We start from the raw sequence: 2,754 nt of genomic DNA, 5'->3' as shown, positions 1-2,754 counted from the left end.
TGTCTATCCTAATTAAGAGTGAACAAGGGCGAAAGCTAAGGACAAAGTATGCAAATGAATCGGGTTGGTTGGTTTGAAATCTATGTCGACGATATGGTGAGAGCCAAATCCTTTTATGAGGCCGTCATTAAAGTGACGCTAGAGAAGTTAGATAATGAGACGGGCATCGATATTGAAATGTGGGTGTTTCCTAGCGATATGGACAAATACGGCGCGACAGGGGCTTTGTGTTCGATGCCTGATGTTAAGGCCGGGGGCAATAGCACTATGGCGTATTTCTCTTGTGATGATTGTGCGACAGAAGCAAGCCTGGCGGCGGCGAATGGTGGTGTTCTACAAGTACCTAAAATGGCGATTGGACAGCCCGCTTTCTTCATGGATAACAAAGTTTCATCAGCGTGGTCAGTGATACCAAAGGCAATGTCATTAGTTCGTATTCGATGACTTAAATTTGCAGAGTAAAAACGGCAAAAGATCAAAAAGGAGTTTACGCGTGATACGTAAACTCCTTATTTTTATTTAAGGTATAGCAGGTTCTTGAATGTAGTCACTTTAAGAGGCTTGAGATACCTTTAGAACAAGAGAAGCTTTTAAGCCACCCATTGAACTCTTACTTAGCGTTAAGCTCCCCCGGTAACTGTGTGCCATCTCATTGACAATATTCAACCCTAGACCTGTTCCTGGCGTGGTTTCGTCTAGCCTTACGCCTCGTTTAGTCACTTGTTCGAGCTTCTCTTCGGGGATGCCTTGTCCATCATCCTCAATGATTAACTCGACATTACCGTCGGTCAGTTCGTTAGCGTGAGCACGGATAATGCTATTGGCCCACTTGTAACTGTTCTCGAGTAGGTTTCCGACCATCTCATCAAGGTCGGTTTTTTCTACAGCGACCTCTAGTTCAGAATCCAGCTCATTGATCATGGTGACTTCATTAGCGGCATAAACTTTATCAAACGCCATTGAAATCGCTTCAACACGCTCACAAGGTGAGGATTTCACCGAAAGAATGTTCATCGCACCCGCCATACGAGCACGACCAAGGTGATAATCTATCTGGCTTTGGATCTGTTGAATCGGTTGTTGTAATAGTTTCTTTTCATTGTCAGGCAGCATCTCAATTTCATTTTTCATCACCGACAACGGCGTCTTTAACGCATGAGATAGGTTACCTGCGTGGTTACGAGCACGCTCCAGTAACTCTTGGTAGTGAAACAGTAGGGCATTAAGGTCAGATACTAGTGGCGAGACCTCTTTCGGGTAGTTGTCGCTTAGCCCTTGTTGTTCACCTTTTCTCAGCATTACCAGCTCACGTTGCATCTTACTCAGCGGCAATAGAGACCAGCTCACTTGAATACCAATCAACATGAGTACGCCGACAAATAACAGCATCAAGATTAGCCATACCTGACCCGTTAACTCCGTTAGCGTCGACTCGAGTGGGTCTTCGTCAATACCAATTGTGATGGTAATTGGGTCGCTCAGCGAAGGCAGGTAGATATCTTGCTCAATGTAAATCAGCTTCTCTTTTTCAGGTCCTTTAACGGAAGTGTGAATAGGAGAACGCTCGATGGTGAGGTCTTTGTCCCATAGGGAGCGAGAACGAATGATTTGATCTTGAGTCGAAGCACGCCAATAAATACCGCTGTAAGGTTGGTTAAACCTAGGGTCAGACAGGCGTTCTGCCATGATTAGGTTGCCATTGTCATTGGTCTCAATATTGGCGGTGAGCTCGTCCATGGTTAGGGCAAGTTGCTGCTTCATGTCGTCGACAAGGTAATCGTTCACCAGTTTTGGTATACCAACACCGGCCGCTAATATCATCGCACCTAGCCAAAAAGCCGCAGCGAGAAGCAAGCGGCTTTTTAGACTGATGTTTTTAAGTGTTCGTTTCTTTAGGTTCATGCATTTCCAGCCTGCCTTTGCTCATCGTTATCGACTTGTATTTCGATGATCAGCTATTTCGATGATCAGTACAGGCTGTCCACTTAGTGGGTGAGTGTGCTTGATTTCTCTTAGTTTAATTGATTTTTGTTGTTCTAATTAAATAGAGACTTATTCAGCATTCAGTTGGTAGCCAAGGCCACGCACGGTTTTGATGATCTTTGGTGCGATTTTCTTACGAATACGACCAATAAATACCTCAACCGTGTTTGAATCGCGGTCGAAGTCTTGTTTGTAGATATGCTCAACCAGTTCAGTGCGTGAGATAACCTTATTTTGGTTGTGCATGAAGTACGCGACAACCTTATATTCTAGTGCCGTTAGGCTGACTGCTTGGCCTTGCCACAACACTTTTGAACTGCGAGTGTCCAAGCTTAAATCACCAATTTGAAGAACGGGTGCTGCGCTGCCCGACGCACGGCGAAGTTGTGCGCGAATACGGGCAATCAGCTCGACCATTTCGAATGGCTTAGTTAGGTAATCGTCAGCGCCTGCGTTTAAGCCTTCAACACGTTGGGTTAGGGTGTCACGAGCACTTAGGATAATCACCGGCGTGTTGATGTTTTCGTCTCGAATGCCTTTTAAAACGGTTAGGCCATCAAGCTTAGGTAGACCTAAGTCGAGAACAATCGCATCCCACTCTTCTGATGTCGCGCGATAAAGAGCGTCGATACCATCTTGAGAAAGTTCTGGAACCCAGTCAGCCCCCTCAAGTGTTTCAATAATCTGTTGGCCCAAACGAGGTTCGTCTTCAACGACTAAAATTTTCATAATTGTTCTTCTTAATTTTTGTAATGACTGTTCGTTGTGCTT

2 protein-coding genes and 1 pseudogene are annotated in these 2,754 nt (G+C 45.1%); 1 reads left to right on the top strand and 2 read right to left on the bottom strand.

Annotated features, from left to right (window positions below; genetic code table 11):
- The first annotated feature begins 48 nt into the window (after nt 1–48).
- Nucleotides 49–449, top strand: a pseudogene (locus tag BCT81_RS26640) (VOC family protein).
- A 103-nt stretch (nt 450–552) separates the two neighbouring features.
- Here the strand turns inward: BCT81_RS26640 and BCT81_RS26635 are convergent.
- Nucleotides 553–1,902, bottom strand: a complete 1,350-nt coding sequence (locus BCT81_RS26635; RefSeq protein WP_102426414.1) for an ATP-binding protein — start codon at nt 1,900–1,902, stop codon at nt 553–555.
- A 150-nt stretch (nt 1,903–2,052) separates the two neighbouring features.
- Nucleotides 2,053–2,712, bottom strand: coding sequence for a response regulator transcription factor (locus BCT81_RS26630; protein ID WP_004741316.1), 660 nt, complete (start codon nt 2,710–2,712; stop codon nt 2,053–2,055).
- Nucleotides 2,713–2,754 lie beyond the last annotated feature (42 nt).

Source organism: Vibrio sp. 10N.261.52.A1 (genome assembly GCF_002876325.1).
Taxonomy (GTDB): domain Bacteria; phylum Pseudomonadota; class Gammaproteobacteria; order Enterobacterales; family Vibrionaceae; genus Vibrio; species Vibrio chagasii.
Note: the sequence above shows the minus strand (reverse complement) of the source record. Positions and strands in the feature narration are given on the sequence as shown.

Coding starts and splice junctions, on each gene's coding strand:
- BCT81_RS26635 (WP_102426414.1), bottom strand. CDS start 1,902: ATGAACCTAAAGAAACGAACACTTAAAAACATCAGTCTAAAAAGCCGC.
- BCT81_RS26630 (WP_004741316.1), bottom strand. CDS start 2,712: ATGAAAATTTTAGTCGTTGAAGACGAACCTCGTTTGGGCCAACAGATT.